The 21,623-nt window shown below is 35.8% G+C and carries 20 protein-coding genes; 1 reads left to right on the top strand and 19 read right to left on the bottom strand.

The annotated features are described in order from the left end of the window. Window positions 1-13: 13 nt before the first annotated feature. Window positions 14-1,273, bottom strand: coding sequence for a TolC family protein (locus DXA54_RS17210; RefSeq protein WP_022199077.1), 1,260 nt, complete (start codon window positions 1,271-1,273; stop codon window positions 14-16). 161 nt (window positions 1,274-1,434) lie between these two features. Between DXA54_RS17210 and DXA54_RS17205 the strand changes: the two genes are divergently transcribed. Then, complete coding sequence (locus DXA54_RS17205) at window positions 1,435-2,331, top strand: helix-turn-helix domain-containing protein (protein ID WP_004300016.1); 897 nt, start codon at window positions 1,435-1,437, stop codon at window positions 2,329-2,331. A gap of 3 nt (window positions 2,332-2,334) precedes the next feature. Here DXA54_RS17205 and DXA54_RS17200 read toward each other — a convergent pair whose 3' ends face one another. The 18 genes from DXA54_RS17200 to DXA54_RS17115 all read right to left on the bottom strand — a co-directional run bounded on the left by DXA54_RS17200 (window position 2,335) and on the right by DXA54_RS17115 (window position 21,355). Continuing rightward, window positions 2,335-3,381: a mannose-1-phosphate guanylyltransferase gene (locus tag DXA54_RS17200; protein WP_004325717.1), complete on the bottom strand. Its 1,047-nt coding sequence runs from the start codon at window positions 3,379-3,381 to the stop codon at window positions 2,335-2,337. A 503-nt stretch (window positions 3,382-3,884) separates the two neighbouring features. Further along, window positions 3,885-6,323, bottom strand: coding sequence for a GumC family protein (locus DXA54_RS17195; RefSeq protein WP_004309274.1), 2,439 nt, complete (start codon window positions 6,321-6,323; stop codon window positions 3,885-3,887). Between the two features lie 9 nt (window positions 6,324-6,332). Next, window positions 6,333-7,127 (bottom strand): polysaccharide biosynthesis/export family protein, encoded by a 795-nt coding sequence (locus DXA54_RS17190; RefSeq protein ID WP_004309275.1) that lies wholly within the window; start codon window positions 7,125-7,127, stop codon window positions 6,333-6,335. Window positions 7,128-7,139: 12 nt separating this feature from the next. After that, window positions 7,140-8,132, bottom strand: a complete 993-nt coding sequence (locus DXA54_RS17185) for an NAD-dependent epimerase/dehydratase family protein (protein WP_004300024.1) — start codon at window positions 8,130-8,132, stop codon at window positions 7,140-7,142. A 31-nt stretch (window positions 8,133-8,163) separates the two neighbouring features. After that, on the bottom strand, window positions 8,164-9,408 hold the full coding sequence (locus tag DXA54_RS17180) for a glycosyltransferase family 4 protein (RefSeq protein WP_224262691.1): 1,245 nt from the start codon (window positions 9,406-9,408) through the stop codon (window positions 8,164-8,166). A gap of 7 nt (window positions 9,409-9,415) precedes the next feature. Continuing rightward, window positions 9,416-10,516, bottom strand: coding sequence for a DegT/DnrJ/EryC1/StrS family aminotransferase (locus tag DXA54_RS17175; protein ID WP_004309278.1), 1,101 nt, complete (start codon window positions 10,514-10,516; stop codon window positions 9,416-9,418). 7 nt (window positions 10,517-10,523) lie between these two features. Beyond that, window positions 10,524-11,039 carry an acyltransferase gene (locus DXA54_RS17170; RefSeq protein WP_004300033.1) on the bottom strand — a complete coding sequence of 172 codons (516 nt, stop codon included), beginning with the start codon at window positions 11,037-11,039 and terminating at the stop codon, window positions 10,524-10,526. A gap of 12 nt (window positions 11,040-11,051) precedes the next feature. After that, the gene (locus tag DXA54_RS17165; RefSeq protein WP_004309280.1) at window positions 11,052-12,167 is read right to left on the bottom strand and encodes a glycosyltransferase; all 1,116 of its coding nucleotides are present in this window, start codon (window positions 12,165-12,167) and stop codon (window positions 11,052-11,054) included. Beyond that, a complete protein-coding gene (locus DXA54_RS17160) occupies window positions 12,164-13,189 on the bottom strand; it encodes a hypothetical protein (protein ID WP_224262690.1) in 1,026 nt (341 codons plus the stop codon). Before DXA54_RS17160 ends, DXA54_RS17165 begins: the two co-directional genes overlap by 4 nt. 145 nt (window positions 13,190-13,334) lie before the next feature. Continuing rightward, window positions 13,335-14,627 carry a glycosyltransferase family 61 protein gene (locus tag DXA54_RS17155; RefSeq protein WP_243647662.1) on the bottom strand — a complete coding sequence of 431 codons (1,293 nt, stop codon included), beginning with the start codon at window positions 14,625-14,627 and terminating at the stop codon, window positions 13,335-13,337. 8 nt (window positions 14,628-14,635) lie between these two features. Then, window positions 14,636-16,135, bottom strand: a complete 1,500-nt coding sequence (locus DXA54_RS17150; protein WP_004300040.1) for an O-antigen translocase — start codon at window positions 16,133-16,135, stop codon at window positions 14,636-14,638. A gap of 16 nt (window positions 16,136-16,151) precedes the next feature. Further along, window positions 16,152-16,811 (bottom strand): acetyltransferase, encoded by a 660-nt coding sequence (locus DXA54_RS17145; protein WP_004309283.1) that lies wholly within the window; start codon window positions 16,809-16,811, stop codon window positions 16,152-16,154. Then, window positions 16,808-17,230 (bottom strand): sugar 3,4-ketoisomerase, encoded by a 423-nt coding sequence (locus DXA54_RS17140; protein ID WP_004300044.1) that lies wholly within the window; start codon window positions 17,228-17,230, stop codon window positions 16,808-16,810. The genes DXA54_RS17145 and DXA54_RS17140 overlap by 4 nt, the downstream gene beginning before the upstream one ends. After that, the gene (locus tag DXA54_RS17135) at window positions 17,227-17,631 is read right to left on the bottom strand and encodes a sugar 3,4-ketoisomerase (protein WP_004300047.1); all 405 of its coding nucleotides are present in this window, start codon (window positions 17,629-17,631) and stop codon (window positions 17,227-17,229) included. The genes DXA54_RS17140 and DXA54_RS17135 overlap by 4 nt, the downstream gene beginning before the upstream one ends. Window positions 17,632-17,636: 5 nt before the next feature. Next, window positions 17,637-18,701, bottom strand: a complete 1,065-nt coding sequence (gene rfbB, locus DXA54_RS17130) for a dTDP-glucose 4,6-dehydratase (protein ID WP_004309284.1) — start codon at window positions 18,699-18,701, stop codon at window positions 17,637-17,639. A gap of 4 nt (window positions 18,702-18,705) precedes the next feature. Beyond that, window positions 18,706-19,593, bottom strand: coding sequence for a glucose-1-phosphate thymidylyltransferase RfbA (gene rfbA, locus DXA54_RS17125; protein ID WP_004309285.1), 888 nt, complete (start codon window positions 19,591-19,593; stop codon window positions 18,706-18,708). A 1-nt stretch (window position 19,594) separates the two neighbouring features. Next, window positions 19,595-20,707 (bottom strand): MraY family glycosyltransferase, encoded by a 1,113-nt coding sequence (locus tag DXA54_RS17120; protein ID WP_008776601.1) that lies wholly within the window; start codon window positions 20,705-20,707, stop codon window positions 19,595-19,597. Between the two features lie 66 nt (window positions 20,708-20,773). Beyond that, window positions 20,774-21,355 carry a UpxY family transcription antiterminator gene (locus DXA54_RS17115; RefSeq protein ID WP_004300054.1) on the bottom strand — a complete coding sequence of 194 codons (582 nt, stop codon included), beginning with the start codon at window positions 21,353-21,355 and terminating at the stop codon, window positions 20,774-20,776. Window positions 21,356-21,623 lie beyond the last annotated feature (268 nt).

Below are 21,623 nucleotides of genomic sequence, written 5' to 3'. Positions count from 1 at the left end.
TAAAGAAGTTATATTAATCATTCGTAGTATATTTCAATTGATAAATTCCCATTAACCGTTGAATTTCATGCAACGCTTTCGACTGACGTGCCAAACTCTCATTGGTCAATTCCCGAAGCATCTCGGTCACCGTCAATGTTCCATTCGCCACTTTGGCCTCTGCCGATTTGCGAATATTGGTACGCAAACGGATAATCTCATCATCATCCTGCATTTGCTTTTCCAATGATTGGATGGCCTGATCTTGTTGTGTCATCTCCAATCTTGTATTAAACAGAAACACATCCCGGTTATTATCCAATTGCCGGCGTTTATTTTCAATTACCTTCCGGTCATTCTTCAAGGTATACAAACTACCAAAATTCCATGAAAGGCGAACACCCGCAATATAGTAGGGAGAAAATTCATTTTTCAGCATATTCAATCCGGGGTTTCCATAAGCTCCCTGCACGAATAATCCGAACTGTGGAAGATGACGCACATTCAAAGCTTTCTCCTGTACTTGCAATCCTACTCCTTGCGCATTGAACAAAGATAATTCCGGACGACGAATCTCACCGACAGCCGAAATGTCATCTTGAGGAACAGGTTTCTCCAAAACCGTTTCCTGCGACAATTTCTCTCCTACCAAAAGTGAAAGCATCTTCAAATACGCCATACGCGATGAAGCCAGTTCAACTCTTTTCTGCTTTGTGTTCAACTGCTCCACTTTCACAGCATCCAAATCGGCCTGATTGGCAATGCCATTTTCTACGTAAGCAGTAATCTGGCGATAATTTCTCTCCAGTTCATCTTGCAACAATGCATTCTGTTTCAGTTGCTCGTCCAACAAAAGAATCCCAAAATAAAGGTCATTTACACGACTATTTAGCGCATACATATCCACATTCAGTTTTTCTTTCTCTATCTCCGCTTCCGCAGTCGTTTGTTTCTTCTGCATCCGGATTCCTCCACCATCCCAGATTTTCTGTTGTAACTCCAACATCACCTGATACTGATCTTTCGGCACTCCTTTCAAATCCACTCCGGGAAGCTTCACCGGAATTTCCGTTACCTCACTCTGATAAGAAGCTTTAGCCGAAAGGGCAAACTGTGGCAAATATCCTTTTGCCGCATTCTCAAGATTATATTCCTTTGTTTTCTCCACCAAGCCATACTGATGTACCAACGGATAATTTTCTTGCGTCTTCCGTTGACATTCTTCCAACGTTATCTGCGCATTTATTCCCGATACAAACAATAAAAAGGAGAAACTGAAAACCATTCTTTTCATACACATCATTTCTTTAATTTCTTCAAAAGACAAAGATAGAGGTTTCAAAGATACGTTCACATTCCGATAGTTAGTAAAAATGTTCCAATAGTTCGATAAAGAGAAAGAATAAAAGGCTATTTGCTGATTTTTATTATCTTTGGCGGAAAAAACAGATAAAGATGGAAAAGAAAATACCATTAAATATAGGTCTCGAAATCTTAGAAAATCCGGATATCGTCCGATTTAACGAATTTCGTTTCATATCTCCGCATTTCGGATTCGTAAACAGCTTCGCCAAAATAGAATCCAATCTTATCACAATAGATCAACCTTATCGTATCAAAGAGGGACGTATCGCAGTTATCAAACAGGGATATGCACGCGTATTAATCAACCTGATAGAAGAAACTTTTCAGCCGGACAAGCTACTATTAATTGTTCCGAATTCCATTCTTCAGATTATAGAAGTCTCTCCGGATTTTGATATGCAGATGGTAGCCATGGACGCGGAATTTCTTTCTATAGCCGGAAAAGACAATTTCTTCACTCATCTCTCACAGTTACAGAAAAACCTCATATTATCTCTGACCTCACATGAATACGACTTGTTTAAGAGTTATTTTGCTTTAATATGGAATATATTACAAGAACCGACGTTCCGACGGGAAGCTATTCAATATCTACTAATCAGTCTTTTGTGCAATATAGAATATCTTGTCAAAAACAACAATCAAAAAGAACAGAGCTGTCAGACACATCAGGAAGAGATTTTCCAGCGTTTCATTTCTTTAGTCAATGCTTATAGCAAGAAAGAACGTAATGTTAGTTTTTATGCGGATAAGCTATGTCTCACTCCTCGTTATCTTAATACGATCATCCGCCAAACCAGTCAACAAACAGTAATGGACTGGATAAACCAGTCCATTATATTAGAAGCTAAAGTATTGCTAAAACATAGCAATCTGCTTGTTTATCAAATTTCTGATGAATTGAACTTCCCTAATCCTTCTTTTTTCTCGAAGTTCTTTAAGCGAATGACAGGAATGACACCACATGAGTATCAATTCTCGAAATAAATTTTATTTCGAGAATTCCTTAATTCTTTGCTCTTCTTCCAGCTTGCAGATCAATAATGTGTTATCTTTCTCTGCAATGATATATCCATCCAAGCCTTGAATGACTACTCGTTTTTCTTCGCTGGCATGCACAATACAATTTTTACTTTCGTACAAACGGATATCGGTTCCTACGGTTGCATTTCCAGACTTATCCTGTGGAAGCAAACCGCGAAGTGCTCCCCATGTACCCAGATCTGACCAACCAAAAGAAGCGGGAAGTACATAAATCTCCTGTGCTTTCTCCATCACTGCATAGTCGATAGAAATGCTTTCGCAAGTAGGGAATAACTTCTTGATTGTTTCATTCTCTTTCTCTGTATAGAAATCGGGGAAAATGCGATCGAAAATTTGTGCGATGCCCGGAGCATATACACGCATCACGGAAGTAATAGTACGCACATTCCATACAAAGATTCCCGCATTCCAGAAGAAATTGCCTTCTGCCAGATACTTTTCGGCAGTCTCTTTATCCGGTTTTTCCTTAAATGCATCTACTGTATAAATCTCTTTATCTGTCTGGAGCTGATCGGCAGCAGCAATATATCCGTATCCGGTTTCCGGACGAGTTGGCCGGATACCTATCGTTACAATAGCGCTGCCATCATCTGTGAAACGAAGGGCTTTCTCCATCACTCTACGGAATTCTCCCGTATCAATGACTAATGCATCCGAAGGAGTTACTACAATGTTAGCATTCGGATGTTTTTTCTTGATCTTCCAGCAAGCAAAAGCAATGCAGGGCGCAGTATTGCGCGCACAAGGCTCCGCCAAAATATTACTTTCCGGAATTTCCGGCAACTGCTCCCGAACAATATCAATGTATTTTTCAGAAGTTACGACCCACATATTTTCCCTAGGGCAAACACCGTCGAAACGGTCTGCCGTCAACTGAATCAGCGACCGGCCACATCCCATTACATCAATAAATTGTTTAGGACATTCCGGAGTGCTCATCGGCCAAAAGCGGCTCCCTATGCCACCAGCCATTATTACAACATGATTATCCATACCTGTTATTCTCCTGTTAAAAAAATATTCTTTAAAATAGGTGTGCAAGGTACTTCAAAATGTCCAAAACAGCAAATAAAAATAAGAGTATTTGTAAGCTCCCGATAAAGTACCAATATTTATAATGAAGAAGTATTCAATATAAAAACGGAAGACAACAAAAGTGCTGTCTCCCGTTTTGAGTTGTATATTATCTAGTGATAATATCATTTCAAATATCAACGATCTTCACAGACAGTTGATATAATAGAAATCACATCGGATTTACACCGACATGAGGGCATTGATCAGGAATACACCGCCGTACATTTCCTGACCACAAAATGTAGGGTGCTTCATATGTGTAGCATGAAGTTAGGGACCTACATGTTCCATCTCACTTTCGTGTAAAGTATTAAAAGTACTCTATGACATTATTAACTTAAAAAAATCTCGATCACCAATAAAATATATATTGGCGAATTCTATGTCAAAGTTTATTAACCGCTATATTTTGGTTGAATTTATGACTCCTTGTCATGAAAATGTTCTCCATATCCATAACCGTAACCATAGCGCTTACCATAACCATAGAACTTGCCATATTTACCATAACCGTAATAATAACCGTATTTTCTTCTTTTCAGATCCAAACCATTGATTACAGTACACAGGCTAGGCAATTTATCTTTTTTAGCAAGTTCGTTGATCAAAGTATACTCGTTTTTATGAGTATAGTCTGCACGGCAGACATAAACAGACAGGTCAGCCACACGTCCTATCAACAAGGTATCAGTTACCATACCAACAGGAGCTGTATCCAGAATCACATAATCAAAATTCTTCTTAAGAGTTTCAATCGCTTTATCCAGTCCATCACGAGCCAATAATTCGGTAGGATTAGGAGGAACTGTTCCACCGGGAAGAATATAAAGATTCTTACTTACATCAGAAAGCTGTACTAAATCCATCAAGTTCTTTTCCGGATTAGCCAAATATTGAGTTATACCAACTTCTTTTCTCGGAATATTAAATACTTTATTCAAGCCCGGTTTACGAATATCAAGACCAACGATTACTACTTTCTTCCCTAATAAAGAAAGACTAATAGCAAGATTAGCAGAAATGAAAGATTTACCCTCACCACTAACCGTAGAAGTAACCAGAATCACCTTCTTGTCATTTTCAAGCATAAACTGAAGATTCGTTCGGATATTGCGGAAAGTTTCACTCATCAAGTTATTGTGATTCTCAAATACAGCAATAGTACCCTGCTTTTCATCAGTCAATGGAATATCACCAACAATAGGCACACAAGTAAGCTTTTCTACATCAGAACGACCTTCAATCTTGAATTTGGTTAATTCGAGCAGGTAAATAATCCCCACCGGAATTCCGATTCCTAACACTAAAGCAACCAGATAAATTATCTTGCCTCTAGGAGATACAGGAGTATCATCCGCTATAGCGTCATCTATAATCTTCGCATTATTGGCTGTAGCAGCCAGAGTTATCGCATTCTCTTCACGCTTCTGAAGAAGCATCAAATAAAGTCCGGCCTTTATCTCCTGTTGGCGAGCAATACTCACAAACTCACGCTCCTGACCAGGTGCCTCACTAATACGACGGGAATAACGATTCGCTTCACGATCCAAATCTGCCTTTGTAATCAACAATCCACGCAAAACCCTGTCTAAAGATACTTGTACATTCTCTTTCATGGCATGAATACTTGTATCCAAGTTTATAATGGTAGGATTATTCTCCGTTGATGTACGCAGCAAACGTTTTCTCTCAACAAGCACATCATTATAACGGTTGATGGCAGCCGCAAGATTCACATCCTGCAATCCGATATTACTAGGTAAAACCTCATAACCTTCATTTTGCATATATTTTTGCAAATCCTGCAGCAAATTAATCTGGGTTTGATTCTCCACACGCTTCTTTTCATATTCAGCACTACCCGTCAAAGCTATTTGTGCATCACTGGTCAAATCCGTAATACCCGCCCCACGTTTGAAACTTTCCAGATCCTTTTCCGTACTACCCAGTTCTTTAGAAATAATACTAATACGTTCATTGATAAATTCTGCTGTTTTCTGTGCCACTTCATTCTTATCATTATTCGTATTGATATTATACATCTCCAATAACTTATTGATAAAATCCTTGCCGCGTTGTACATTTGAGTTTTTCAATGATATGACAGCCACAGAAGTGGTCTTGGAAGTAGGCTCAATAGTCATATTTTTGCAATACCCTTTCGCTACAGCCAAAGGCTTATTAATTGTTGCTGTAATATTACGTGTAGTCTTTTCTGAATCTGTATTTTTTTCCAATATTTTTTTAGATAATACAGAATCCGGTGTCAGGAAAAAAGCCAATGTTCCTTTATCGGTAGGAAAAACAGCCGGTAACTTTTCGAAATGTTTCTGATATTCATCATCGCCAAGCTTCACATTCACATCCAGACTTCCTTGTGGTTGCAATATCATCTCCACAATTATCGGTTTCTCCAATAAATCGGCCTCCTGCGGAGTCATGCTCACTTGTACAGGTGAAGTTTTATACATATTCCTGGAAAGAAATTCATCCTCATCCGTATAAGAAATATAGAGGCCCAAATCTTCAACCACTTCTTTGACGATAGTCTTGGAACGGAGCACTTCAATCTCGTTATCAATATTCTGTGAAGAAGACATCAAACCATCCAATCCCAAACTCTCTAGCCCAGAAAGCATTCCGGCACTACCTCCCTTTTTATCGTCCTTTATTAAAACCGTAGCAGATATGTTATACACAGGAGTAGCTATATACAAATAGACCCATGCTGTAATCAAACATACCACAACCGCCCCCACAAACCAAGGCCAATGGAGCAAATACTTAAACAGCAGTTCCTTGACATCTATACTTTCTTCCTTAGGCTCTTGTGTTCCGTTGAATTCTGTTTCTTTCATTGCAAATCGTTATTTTAAGATGTTTACTAATAGGCTGACAACGGATACCAAGATAGAGGTAGCGGAGAACCAGAGGCTGGTACTATTGCCCACATCAGAATTTCGAGCCTTTGCTTTATTGGGAGTTATATAAACAATATCATTCTGTTGTAACCAATAGTAAGGTGAAAGAATCGTTTCGGCATTATTTAAATCCAAAGTGACAATTTGCTGTTTGCCATTTGCGTCCTCACGAATCAGCTTCACATTATCACGAAGACCGTATACCGTCATATCACCAGCCATGGCCAATGCCTCCAATAGATTCACCTTCTCATTAGAAATAGTAAATGTACCCGGTCGAGCAACCTCTCCAATGACTGATATCTTATAATTTACCATACGTACTGTAACAATAGGATTTTCTTTCATATAAGGCTTCAATTTATCAACGATTAACTGCTCTGCCTGTTTCTTTGTAAGCCCTCCAACTGTCAGTGCTCCTAATACTGGAAAAGATATTTTCCCTTCATTGTCAACCAAATATTGTTGTAACACAGGCTGAGTAGTAGTGTACTGTATTGATAAATTAGACGGGCTGGCAATTGTCAAGTTAAAGGGTGCAGCTAGTTCCGGACTGGTACACGAAACCACAATTGTCAATAAATCTTTCGGCATGATCTTTGCATCATAAAGAGTTTCCTGCTGAGTAGCTTGATTGACTGCTTCCACGTCTTGCAAATAAGGTACCTTTTTATAAGATTGACATGCTGCTAATAAAAAAGACAACAATATCACACATATTAGTTTATTTACTTTTTCCATATTCTTATCATCTTATTCACTTTTAAAAGTAATATCATCTGTAGGGGGGTATATAAATTCAAACTCTAAAGTTCTTGCCAGCCCCTCTCCTAAAGAATAAGGAGCTTTAAAAACAGAAGAATGTATTTTAGCAGCATCAAATTCAGTTGTTGCACAAAACTTCTTCACACGCACAGAACTTACTGCCAATTTCTTACGAGTAATGCAAGCAAATATATCAAAACAATATCCTCCTATCATGCCCAACCAATAAGGGAAATGAGTAGCCGGAATATGTTTATTCATAACTTTGCTCACATGAGCCACTAGTTCATTCATTGTAAAATCCGGCTTGTCAACATAATTAAACACATTATAACCTGTCCGAACCTCATCAATCATGTATTTTACAAAAGCAACAACATTACCGACATAAGCCATTGACTTTTTATTGTTTCCAGAACCAATCATTAGAAACTTTCCACTCGCAATTTGCTTTAATAAATTGTACACATTGCCTCTGTTACGTTCTCCAAAAATGACTGTTGGACGAATAATATCAATATTCCAATCCGGATGTAACTTATACCATTCATGCAAAATTTGCTCTGCCTGCCATTTACTTTTCCCATAGTGATTAAACGGATCTGCCGGATATTCTTCATTTGGATTCTTTTTATTTAGACCATATACTGCAACAGATGAAAAAAAAATGATTCGTTTTATATTATTTTTCTCCATTGCTTTTAATGTCTTTTCTATACCACCTACATTTGTATCATAATAAAGAGATACCGGAACAACATCATCCCGATGCTGTGCTGCTAATAAAACAACACATTCAGCCCCTTCCAATTTCTTATCTAAATAATCCTGATCACGTACATCACCAATTGCTGTAACTTCTGGAAAGAAACGACTTTGTTGCAAATCAATATTCAACATCTCATATCTTTGTGCTTTTTTCAAAAGTGTAATCAAACGAGTCCCGACAAAACCTGACGCACCAATTAAAGTTATTTTCATGTTTTTTACTAATTATCTTTTTACTAACAATTTACAAATTACAGACATCTTTAAATTTCACGCATAGTTTCGCATAATCATATTTTTCGGCTGCTTTTTTCGCTTTATTACATATTGTCTGATACTCATCAGAAGGCAAGTTTTTAAGCGAAAGTATAGCAGCGGCATAATCCTGCGGATCAGTTAACTTACAGTCTATGCCGACACCCTCCTCTAATATGATACTGTATGGCATTCCCACATTACAACATAATGGTTTACCACTTGCCAGTCCCAAAAACATCTTATTCATACTGCCACCATACTTCCCGAAATTAGTAGAATAATTCAGAGCATTCACATCTGCTTTTGAAAGTATATATGGCACATACTCAGGTGATGTCCATTTTGCTTTAAATTTTACGTTTGTAATCTGTTGTTCTTCACAATAATGCTCTAAAAAAGCCCTATCCTCACCATCACCATAAATCAAGACCTGCACACTATTATTCTGCAATATTTTAGCTGAATCTATAAGCAGTTTAAGATTATTTGCCAATCGAATGCTTCCCAAATAAATAATATTGAAAGTTTTATCGTTTGCCAAATCAAAATCTTCTATTTTGTATCTTTGCATGTTAACATTAAACTCAGACAAATCAATACCATTATTTATATAATGCAATTTATTTAAATCAATTGTCCCCCCCTGATCACTATCCCATCCGTTTTCTCTCACATAATTAACTGCACCAGGCATAGAAAAAACAACGTTGTCTGCTTTACTATAAATATATCGTTCTAAACAATAAGCAATTTTCACGCATGGATTATTTTTTCCCAATAAGCCTAAGCTTACGAATGAATCAGGCCATAAATCTGTAACATCCACAATATATTTTGCTTTTACCTTTTTAGCAAGTTGATAAATTGGAATATCAAAAGGAATACGAGATGTATGAATTATCACATCCGGTTTCTCAAATTGTTTTCTATGGATGAATAATTTAACCGCAAACCTAAAATATGATATAATCCTTCTTATCCCATTAGTAGATCCACAACCTGCATTTACTAAAACAAAAGGGATATTATCATAAGTTTTCTCTTCAAATGTCTTATTAGAGTCAGACAAACATAAGTTTCTATTGTGAACATAACTAGAACAAAACAATTTCACATTATAGCCTTCTGATTGAAAATATTGTGCCAACTTTATTGTTCTCAAATGAGTGCCATAAAATTCAATAGGTGCTGCATCTTTATTTATGAACCAAATAGTCTTTTTCTTCATCATAAGATTATTACTTCCAAGCATTCAACACTTTTACAACCCTTTCAACCTCTTCCATAGATATAACAGGACTCATTGGAATACTCAATTCTTCAGCATGAATCAATTCTGTAATTGGAAAGCTAAGATCATTCCATTCTTTATAGCATTCTTGTTTATGAGGAGGAATAGGATAATGGATATTAGTTTGAATATCATTCTCTGCTAAATATTGTTGCAAGCCATCACGATCTGCACAACGAATTGTAAAAAGATGAAATACATGTGCATTCCAATCTTTCACAATTGGCAAAATAATCGCTGGATTCTCAATGTTTTCTATATAATATTTTGCAACTTCTTTTCTTAATTGTATATCATTATCAAGATAACGGAGTTTAACATCAAGAATAGCTGCCTGAATTTCGTCAAGACGACTATTACGCCCTACATATTGGAAAACATATTTCTTTGCAGATCCGTAATTAGCAACCGACCTTACTATATGTGCCAACTCATCATCATTCGTTGTCACAGCTCCTGCATCCCCTAATGCACCTAAGTTTTTACCCGGATAAAAGCTATGCCCTGCAGCATCGCCTATCGAGCCTGTCATTCTCCCATTAAATTTGCAGCCATGTGCCTGCGCATTATCTTCTACAAGCTTAAGATTATATTTTTCACATAATTCTCCTATTTTCTCAGTATACGCACACTGACCATAGAGATGTACTATAAGTATAGCTCTTGTACGAGAAGTTATAGCTTTTTCAATCTTAGAATCATCAATTTGATATGTTTCCAGATTGGGTTCAACCAACACAGGAATGAGTCCGTTCTCAGTAATGGCTAAAATAGAAGCAATATAGGTATTTGCAGGAACGATAACTTCATCTCCAGGTTTCATTATCCCCATTTCAATATAAGCACGGAAAATCCAAATCAATGCATCAAGGCCGTTAGCACATCCTATAGTATATTTAGTACCAATATATGAAGAATAATGTGTTTCAAACATTGCATTTTCTTTGCCTTGTAAATACCACCCTGAATCAACGACTCTCAATACTGCTTCATGAATCTCTTCTGCATATTTTGCAGTAACTTTCTGTAAATCTAAAAATTTAATCATATCCGTTTTATATTTTATGTTTAACTCCATTTTTATCACACATATTTAAGTCCAGAGCAATACCATCTTTAGTGATATACCCTTTTTTACATGCAGGATTACCAAACCAAATCTCATGTGCCGGAACATTTTTTGTAACAACACTTCCTGCCCCGACAAGAGCGTACTCACCAATAATCAATCCTCCCATTATTGTAGAATTGGCTCCGATCGAACAATGTTCCTCAAGTGTCGTCATTAAAAATTCACTTGGATAGACTTTTGAACGAGGAATCAAATCATTAATAAAAGAGACATTTGCTCCGATAAAAACATTATCTTTTACTCTTAGACCATCCCACAATTGTACTCCTGATTTTACAGTAACATTGTTACCTATAATAACATCATTCTCTACAAAAACATGGGCACATAAATTGCAGTTACTTCCAATAACAGCACCATTTAAGATGACACAAAATTGCCATATAGTAGTCCCGTCACCAATTAATTTACTTTGACAGTCAGCCAGTGGGTGTATCATATATTCCTCGCTTTATATATTTGTTAATACTTCAATGTATAGTTTAGCCTGACTTTCCCAGTTATACTCTTCTAAAACTGCTCGCCGACCATTTTGCCCCATCTGATAAGCCATTTCCTTATTTTCAACTAAATATTGAATAGCCTCCTTTATTTGCTGCGAATTATGTGGATCAACACAAATTCCACAATTATATTTTTCTACAATTTCACGATAGCATTTCACATCCGAAAGCAACACCGGTAACCCCGCCTCCATACTTTCAAATATTTTCAACACACCAAAAGATCCATTCGGACTGCCTGTCCGACTAAAATCCCGAAGAGTATTACTAATAGTCATTTTTGAAAAAACTGTTGATATCTCTTCTTTCTTAAACGGCCCTGCAAAATCCACATTCTTCCAGTTTGGAAAAGTTTCAAGAACATCAACATATCCTTCTTCAATCACACCTGCAACATAATATTTGATATCCGGCAATTCCGCTAAAGCTTTTAATACTTCTTTTTGACAACTAATCCAATAGACTGTTCCAATATATCCAAGAACATTTTTACGGGATAAATATTCCTCCTTGGATAAAGTAAACCTGGAAGATACAACAGGGAAATTTTTAATAACATAATGATTCTTTATTCCCCACTTTTCAAGGCGATTGTCAGTATCATCAGTTACAGTAAATACAGCATTATATTTCTTTAGAGATGACTTCAGATATTTCTCCATCAGCACTGCAATTACATTACGAGCCATTTTAGGCAAATATGCTTTATCATGAATGATGCCAGGATAAAACTCACGAAGATTAAATACAACTTTATATCCCTTATGTTTCAATTTAACCCCAAGAGATAATAGCTCCGGATCAGAAATTTGGTATACATCTGCATTTATCATCAGTGCTTTCCTATAAAGAAATTTCTTGGTATTCAGCATCCTCTCTATACGCGAGCATGGCTTATAGTTACACGAAATAAACTCAATACCATCAATTGTTTCATTCGGTTCTAAGTCACAAACAACAATAGTAACTTTATAGCCAGCCATTGCCAATGCCTTCCCCTGACGGTCAAAGATCAATGGGTCTTTTCGAGAATAAAGCCCTGTGAGATAACAAATATGCATCATGGATTTAATTTTATATTTTCACGTTTGTCGTGCATTACTATATACATAGAAAATAGAAAGATATAATTAACAGAAAATAACCCAGGACGCTGATATAATGTAGCAAGTAGCAAGGTTATAAATATAAGAATATACCATATGGACTTTATACGATTTAAGGCATAAAGAACAAAGAAAAGCAGGTACATAATACAGACAACAGCTCCATTGGACAGAATTGCATTTCGATAACCAGCACTATCCGAGAAGTTTGCCAACTGTCTCTTATTATCTACCCCCCACCAATATTGACTTGTACCCTGAATAGAATTAAAATAACTTTTTAAACTACTATCAGCCCTATTATCCCCACTGATCATCCCTTGTGTTTTATCATATTCCAATCTATCCCAAATCAACAACCTAGTCATTGTATTTTGCATAGAAAAAACAATTAACAATGCCATTAAAGAAGAGATGAAGAATTTATATACGACCTTGACATTTCTAGAAAATAAAAAATACACTAAAAAAATGGCAGAAAGGACATAGAAAAATAGAGACAATGAAAGAAGTCCAGAAATTAAAATAAATATATTCCTTTTATCCTTCAGATTAAAATTATCTATATACAGCATAAGTCCGGCGATAGTACCAACAACACCCGGCTCATCAAAAGGGCCACAAAATCTTAATGATTGAAAATAAACATCAAGACCTGCCCCTAAATAGTTGGGAATAACTAAAAATGGATATGCAATATAATTATATGTTTTTACAGCATTCAAAGGAGCTATTATTTTTCCAGGGACAGGAATACCAAAGAAAAGTAACAGCCATACCAAAATGGATATTCCAATTATTATAGAATATAACGTTTTGTACCTATCAAACACGTTAACCATAAATCTTTTCGATCCAAAAGGTACTGCTGCCAAAATAATCATAAAAAAGAATCCTATCAGATTACGATTTTGAGAAATAGAAGCTAACAAAAGGGTAAAAACAAAGAAAAACAGATACAGCACATTCAATCTATTCATTCTATAATTCCGCCAGAATAGAATCGCCAATGGGAAAAGAAATACAATTTGCGCATAAGACCCACTTAGACTCCAAGTAAAAAATGGCCTTAGAGTTAACAAAAGTAATATACCTCCTATAAAATAAGTTATGTCATTACTATTTTTAATCCTCATTATAATCAATCATTTTTTTCAGTTTATCAGTGCTGACAATGTAATCAGCATGTAAATCTACTGTACTATCAGAAATACCAGCTAAATACCGCATTTTAACATCGACAATATTAGCAATAGTCGAAAATATTGGAGAATAGTTTCTTATGGATCTAAAACAAATAACCTTACAACCGCTATGACAAAACAATAAATTTGTAAATGCAGCTCCAGAACCACCCACAATATAGTCAGCATTATTAAACAAGGCCATTTGCTCACAAAAAGTGTATGTTTCGGGAGCAACAACTTCAAACCCATATTCTTTAAGTACTCCCCAAACTTCAGATTCATTATAATGCCTCTTTTTTGTACTCTTCCGTGTCAGATAAATGCGTTTCGGAGTTGCTAAATTAGACTTAAACAAGAGCAATTTATCACGCATTTGCAATGTTAAATGACAATCAAAAACAAACCCAAATAAATGATCAGGATCAGTAATATCTCTATAATGAGGTGCAATAGAATTCACAGCAGAAAGAGAATATAAAGTACCAAATTCTACTATTTCTTTTTCTCCTATAGTAATTATGTCACGTTGGGTTTCATTAAGAATCTCAAAAATCTTTTTAAAAGAATCTATTTTCATTACGATTTCATCGATTATCAACGGAGCATCTTTTGATATGTTTATTCTGTTGAAGACAAGCAGTTTAATGAGAATTTCATACAATTCATGATAGTAATTACATGAAAATTTCCCTGAAAGCATAATTCCAGACTTCAAATAACGACATTTCCCAATACCGCCATCGTTACGTAAAACAGCAACATTATTCTTTAACCGCAATAAAAGCCCATCAAACATCACATAGCGATCGTTCATATTATAACAGAAGTCGTTAATTACACACTTTTCTTTCACATTTAAGATAAAATCGGAATTTCCTTGTATTCTAACACCTTCATGTTTATAAATAAAAATATCTTGCATCGGAACTGATATCAGTTCTTTCTTCAAAGGCTCCAACTCATAGGTTAACTTACTTGTATACCCTACTCTATTAGTAATAAGTGGTATTATAGATGAAGTCAAATGCGATTTCGCATAGACATGATGACTAACAACTTCAAACGGTACAAACGAAACACAACGTAAAACCATATTATTCATCGCATATAAACAATGCCCCCAACTGTTCTTTTTTGAATGATAATAGAGTCTACATGATATACTTTCTATAGCATTTCCGATTCTTTTATTTATTGAATGTTTTATTTCGAGCAATATTTTCTTCATCATCCATCATATTAGTTTTTACGATGTAATTTGTTTATTATAACCTGCCTAATCCCTATCCTACGATCTAGTCCCGTATATGAATAATATGTCGTTAAAACTAAAAACACTGTCACCACTGCGTATCCACTCCAGCCAAACATTAATATTTTGCAGGTAAGGACTATGGCAGTGATACAAGAAAATAGTATAAATAATTTCATTATTGATCTGGTAAATTTGAGATTACATTTTATTCGACAAATGATCCATAGCTGCAAAAAATAGAATCCATATTTAATGAATGATGATATGCCAAGTCCTATTAATCCCCAATAGTAATACCCTATCATATTAAAAATTAATCCATAACAAACTGTAATAAATTCATTCCAAAAGTATACTTTGGAATCACCTTTCGCTAATAAACCATAAGACATACTCCACGCCATGGCTTTAAAAAACATGGCTGCCATTGCCCAATACATCATACCTTCAGTAGGTATAAACTTTGTAGAATAAAGTACTACTACAGCTACCCGTATATAAGCGATAAAAGCAATAATTATTGGAGCAAGCAACAGTAACGAAATCTCAGCCTGCTGATTAATCGCCCTAACAAATGAGTCATTATCCGAAGCTATCGCTGACAATCGGGGATAATAATCTGTTGCCATAGCCGTAAATACCAATCCAACATATGTGTTGACTATTGTAAACCCCGCATTGAACAACCCGACATCATCAATAGAACCCATACGACTTATGAAAATACGAATGAAATAGGAAGCTAATATTGCCAACATACCCTGAAGACTGATCAACACTCCCATCTTCAACATATCTCGCCCTTCAACTTTTATATCCGTAATGGTTATTTCTTCCTTCTCAATCTTTATTTTGCGGGCATATATATAAGACAGGATAAAAATCAAAGCATTCGAAAACAATAAAACAGGGACAATAGCATCTATCTTCCAAAAATAATATAACGGTATGATAAATATTAAACCGACTGCATTGCCAACTACATTGGCCTTCGCCAAATAACGATACTTCCGCATCCCCTGCATTAAAGCATTTTGCCCGGAAGTTAATTGCATCAATAAAACCGAGAATGAAAGTATTATAAAAGCAAAAGTAAAATCTGTATTTCCAAATGTCACTTGACTTAACAATGAAGCTGAAACCAAACAAATCAATGCACCTGTCAATCCGGTAATCCAAACCAATCTCCTAAATACAGAAATAATTAAAGCTATACGTTTAGTATCATTGGCTCCGTTAGCTTCTGCAATATTACGTACGGCACTGGTCCCTAAACCACAATTTGTAAAGGATGAAATCATTGTAATGGTAGAATTAAGCAATCCCATAACCCCCATCCCTTCAGGGCCTAATAATACTGCAGCAAATTTAGACCTGATGATTTGTATAAGTATATTAAAGATTTGAACCCCTCCAAACAATGATGTAGCTTTTAGGCTTTGTTTATACGAGTTTCTGTTTTCAGTGTCCATTGCTTCTGACATTCCTAGTATTATTGAATTAATCTTCCATAATTCTTCTCAAGAATTTTGCAGGTAACCCTACATGTATTTCAGAGTCTGGTATATCATGAGTAACCAAACTTCTTGCTCCTGCCATAGCAAAATTGCCAATCTTTCTCTTTTCTAAAACTGTAGCACCTATAGAAACATCAGCACACTTACCTATAACCACCAATGAACCGGTTATCGAACCCATTGCAAAATGACATAATGGTCCACATTTAACATCGTGTCCGATACAAGTATTGGATTTTACCATTGTCCCTATGCCCAGTTCTGTTCGAGGAGCAATATATGCATGACACATGACCACTACCCCTGGATGAAGAACCACGTTCTCTCCAATAAATGCTGTATAATGTATTATTGTTACTAATCTATCCAATGGAACATTTAGTCTCTTAAACAGTTCTTCTGTCAAGACATTTCGTCCTATCATATGTATTCCCCATATAAAATAATACCCTTCATCGACAAAATGCTGAATTCTATCAGTACCTCCCAAAACAGCATACTCATCTACATTATCTACAAAATCGTTCACAAAACCACAGATTTCAATATCTTCATCGTATCCGTTTTTCTGATTATCTTTTATACAAGCTGCAATAACAGAACCATGTCCATTACCACCAATTATCAATACCCGCTTTTTCATTTTGTATTCTTATACTCCAAGAAATCCTTATATATTCGTATATAATCAGCTTCATCATAAGGCATTGAAGCAAGTACCAGGCACACTGCTCCAGATGAAAAGTTATCCAGTTCTCTCCACATTCCCGGAACAATATATAGACCTTGATAAGGACGATTTAATGAAAAGGTACGTTTCACACTGCCATCATCAACTGTTACATTAAAACTACCGCTAGCAGCTATCACCAGCTGAAACAATTCTTTATGAGCGTGTCCACCACGCGCCTCGCCACCTGGTATATCGTATAGATAATAGGTACGTTTTACTTCAAATGGAACAGTTTTAACATTTTCAACCACAGTGATATTACCTTCATCTCTGTGATGCTTATCAAGCTCTATAATTGTGCAGTCATAGACTGTACTATTTTTACTCATAATGCAGTATTTTTGAAAGTTTCGTAATCACGTATATAATCATTTTCTCCATATGGAGTTGAAGATAATATTAAAGCTAACGAATTAGTAGAAAAATTATCCATCTGTCTCCATATCTGCTTTGGTACGTACAATCCATAGTATGAACGATTCAAATGGATTTTTCTCCTCTCTTTACCATCATCCAAGAGCACATCAAAACTACCGGAAAGTGCAATAATAAATTCCTGATTTTCTTTATATGCATGCCCTCCACGTTTCTCTCCACCAGGGACATCGTATATCCAATATGTCCGTTCTATTTTAAATGGAATATGCTTAAATTCCTCGGCAAAAGAGAGATTACCTCTTTTATCCAAAAATTTTGGAAGATCAATCAACCTACAATCTGATACATTCATAACTTTTATATTTTGTACATACTTTCATAATACTTATTATACTCTCCACTCGCTATATTTTCCATCCATTCGTTATTTTCCAAATACCAGCGAACAGTTTTTTCAATACCTTCCTCAAATTGCAAAGACGGTTCCCATCCTAATTCTTTTTTCAACTTATTAGAATCAATAGCATAGCGTAAATCATGTCCTTTTCTGTCAGCTACATATGTAATCAACTTTTCGGAAGTACCGTCCGGATTACCCAATAACCGATCCACAGTTTTAATGATAACCTTAATTAAATCAATATTTGTCCATTCATTGAAACCACCAATATTATAAGTCTCAGCTATTTTTCCTTTATGAAAAATGATATCAATAGCACGTGCATGATCTACTACATACAACCAATCACGTACATTCTCACCCTTACCATAAACCGGTAAGGCTTTACCATGACGGATATTATTAATAAAAAGAGGTATAAGCTTTTCGGGAAATTGATAAGGCCCGTAATTGTTACTGCAATTGGTAACAATAACAGGCATTCCATATGTATCATGAAAAGCACGTACGAAATGATCACTACCAGCCTTGCTAGCAGAATAAGGACTATGTGGCTGATATTTTGTTTGTTCAGTGAAGAATGTTCCGTCAAAATCTAATGCACCATATACTTCATCTGTTGAAATATGATAAAAAAGTTTATGATCATATCCCGTTTCTGAAGTTTCCCAAGCCAACTTAGCTGCCTGTAATAATGAAAGGGTACCCATCACATTCGTTTGTGCAAAAATAAATGGATCTTTAATACTACGATCAACATGGCTTTCTGCTGCCAAATGTATCACACTATCAATATTATACTGTTTAAAAAGCTGTATTATTCTCTCAAAGTCACAAATATCAGCTTTTACAAAAGTATAATTCGGCTGACCTTCAATATCTTTCAAATTAGCTAAATTTCCAGCATAAGTCAACTTATCTAAATTTATAATATGATACTCAGGATATTTATTCACAAATAAGCGAACAACATGGCTTCCAATAAATCCTGCACCACCAGTAATCAATATATTCCGCTTCATCTTTCTATTTCTCTTTTAATTCATCTATTACATTCATCAAGTATTTCCCGTATTGATTCTTTAACATCGGCTGTGCCAATGCCATCATTTTTTCAGGAGTAATCCAGCCTTTCCGAAAAGCAATTCCTTCTAAACAAGCTATTTTTAACCCCTGACGTTTTTCTATCACTTCAATAAAATTACTAGCCTCTGATAAAGAATCGTGCGTACCAGTATCAAGCCATGCAAAACCACGTCCTAAAAGTTGGACTTTTAATTCTTTAGTATCCAAGAAACATTGGTTTACTGTAGTTATTTCCAATTCTCCACGTGCAGATGGCTTGCTATTCTTTGCTATTTTAACCACTTTATTGGGATAGAAATAAAGGCCCACTACAGCATAGTTTGATTTTGGGTGAACAGGCTTTTCTTCCAATCCTAATACATTACCGTTTTTATCAAATTCCGCAACTCCATAACGTTCGGGATCTGATACCCAATAGCCAAATACAGTAGCTTTGTTTTCTTCTTCAGCCATGCGTACAGCTTCTTTTAGCATATAAGTCAGCCCCTGACCATGAAAAATATTATCTCCTAGTACCAAGCAAACCGAATCATCACCAATAAATTCCTCTCCAATAATGAATGCTTGCGCAAGACCATCAGGCGAAGGTTGTTCTGCATATTCAAAACGGACACCGAAATCAGAACCATCACCTAATAATCGTTGAAAACCAGGAAGGTCATACGGAGTAGAAATTATTAAAATCTCACGAATACCTGCAAGCATCAAAACCGAAATGGGATAATAAATCATCGGTTTATCAAATATGGGAAGAAGCTGCTTACTAACTCCCTTGGTAATAGGGTACAAACGAGTACCAGATCCACCGGCTAAAACAATACCTTTCATTTTAATATAATCTGTTTAAATGTGTGCGCTTATCTCTCACTTTATCCCACCAAAGATTTAAAGCAATCCAGGCTACAATATCTCCTATCAATATCACAGTATTATTCACCCATGGTATCAATAAAATATTTACAACACTAAATGCACAGGATATTAATATTATAATAATCATAGCTTTACGGGGTGTAAATCCCATTGCCAAAAATTTATGATGAATATGATTCTTATCTGGTTCAAAAGGGCTCTTTCCATTACGCAAACGTACCATTACCACACGAATCACATCAAAAGCTGGAATTATTAGTGTACTAAAGGCTATAAGAAAAGTACCTTTGGTATTAGAAATTACCTCAGGATTGTTCTGACTATATTTGATAGCAAGAAAACTTAGTATATACCCCAAAGTTAAGCTGCCGGTATCTCCCATAAATATTTTCCGTGCCCGTTCTGCATTACCGAAAACATTATAATAAAAGAAAGGAACTAATACACCTAAGGTACTAAACGCAAGCATACTATACATCCACAGCCCTTTCTCTATAAACAAAAGGCCAAAGACCAAAAGCGCAACACTACTCAATCCTGATGCTAATCCATCAATTCCATCTATTAAATTAATAGCATTAGTAATGAAAACAATGGTCAATATAGTAAAAGGAATACCAATCCAATTTGGAATTGCATATATCCCCAATAACCCATATAAGTCATTTATCCAAAGCTCTGCGATAGAAAAAAAACAAGCACAGAGAATTTGTATCACAAACTTTTGGCGATAACGCACTCCAATAAGGTCATCTGTAATTCCTGTCAAATATAAAAGAGTCAACCCACAGACTAAAAACAAACATTCCAATAAAAAACAAGTTGCATGTAAATCTGAAATATAATATCCTGTTATAGTACGGAATGCCAATACCAAACAACAAGAAAATAATATCGTTGGGAAAAAAGAAACTCCCCCCAAACGTGGAATGGCACATGTATGGATTTTACGTTTATCTGGTATATCAAATAATCTCTTACGAAGAGAAATTAGTAATATGCGAGGTATGACAAATAACGCTATACAGACAGAAATAACAAAAGCTAAGATTATAAATATATAATTCATTCGAATAATTATTTCATGAATAAAGTTTAATATTAAGCCCCATTTAGTTGATGCAATAATTCATTTTTATACAGCAACTTGATTTTCAATCTTTTCCACATACCCAACCGGCATATCCGCACAAGCACACCCCAGCATATTCAACCGGACAGCAATCTTACTCCTGCCATCCACCGTGACAAGTTCTCCTACAAGACCAGTCAAAGGACCTTTGACAACACGTACTTTTTCACCACGTGCCAAAGGAGCGCTATTCATACAGATTGCCTCTTCGGAATAGTCGAGCATAAAACGGAAACGGGCCATTTGTTCATCAGGAATGATAGTCGGACTGCTCTCACCGCGCATTACCATATAACGACTAACGGTAGAAAAGGAAAGAACCTCTTTGCGTTCTTTAGGATCAGCATGTACAAAAACCATCATGGGAAGCAGCACGGATTCAACCACTTTACGGCGGTCGCTCCATTGATGTACTTCTTGCTGGACCGGTACAAAATTTTCAATCCCCATTTTGTCTAAACGTTCGGCTACCTTCTTCTCATGATGCATACGAACCAGAGCGACATACCAGCGTTTAGAGTGTGCTACGCCTTCCCCTGTCCCAATTTTAGGCCCAGCACTTAAAGTTTCTTTCGTTAGAATCATACTTTTTTACCCCTTAAGTTTCCGTTACTTCTTAGGTAACGGACAATACACACACAAGGCGCGCGTCTCTATAAAAATGGAAATCACATATAGGAATAGGGCACAAGAAAGGAACTGCCTAATACTCAACAGGAAAAATCCAGAGATTAGGCAATAAAAAGTTTAGAACATGAAAATAAAGTTATTTCATGTTCGGATAGTTTTTTTCCTATATTTCAGATCATTAGTGTCCCATTAAAATTGGGACGAATTAAAAATTAAATAAACT

Origin of the sequence: Bacteroides sp. OF03-11BH, from assembly GCF_003604005.1 — a bacterium.
GTDB lineage: Bacteria > Bacteroidota > Bacteroidia > Bacteroidales > Bacteroidaceae > Bacteroides > Bacteroides ovatus.
This window is presented reverse-complemented; position numbering and strand designations above follow the sequence as displayed.